Source organism: uncultured Shewanella sp., assembly GCF_947491715.1.
Taxonomy (GTDB): Bacteria; Pseudomonadota; Gammaproteobacteria; order Enterobacterales; family Shewanellaceae; genus Shewanella.
In genome coordinates this window covers 1-294 of the sequence record NZ_CANLKR010000141.1, presented here as the reverse complement: position 1 = coordinate 294, position 294 = coordinate 1, and the positions used below count along the sequence as shown (strand labels likewise).

Sequence of the window (294 nt, the reverse complement as noted above, 5' to 3'; positions counted from 1 at the left end):
TGGTGCGCGTGGGAGGATTCGAACCTCCGACCGCCTGGTTCGTAGCCAGGTACTCTATCCAGCTGAGCTACACGCGCATTGATTTCAATGAATTTTAATAGATGGTGCGCGTGGGAGGATTCGAACCTCCGACCGCCTGGTTCGTAGCCAGGTACTCTATCCAGCTGAGCTACACGCGCATCGTATCTATTGTAAGAAATGGCGGAGAGGGAGGGATTCGAACCCTCGATGGGAGTTAAAGCCCATACTCCCTTAGCAGGGGAGCGCCTTCGGCCACTCGGCCACCTCTCCGTT

General features: G+C 55.8%; 3 tRNA genes. All 3 read right to left on the bottom strand.

The features are described from left to right. A tRNA-Arg gene (locus Q0779_RS23875) sits at positions 1-77 on the bottom strand. A gap of 25 nt (positions 78-102) precedes the next feature. Then, a tRNA-Arg gene (locus Q0779_RS23870) sits at positions 103-179 on the bottom strand. Between the two features lie 20 nt (positions 180-199). Then, positions 200-291 (bottom strand) — tRNA-Ser (locus Q0779_RS23865). Positions 292-294 lie beyond the last annotated feature (3 nt).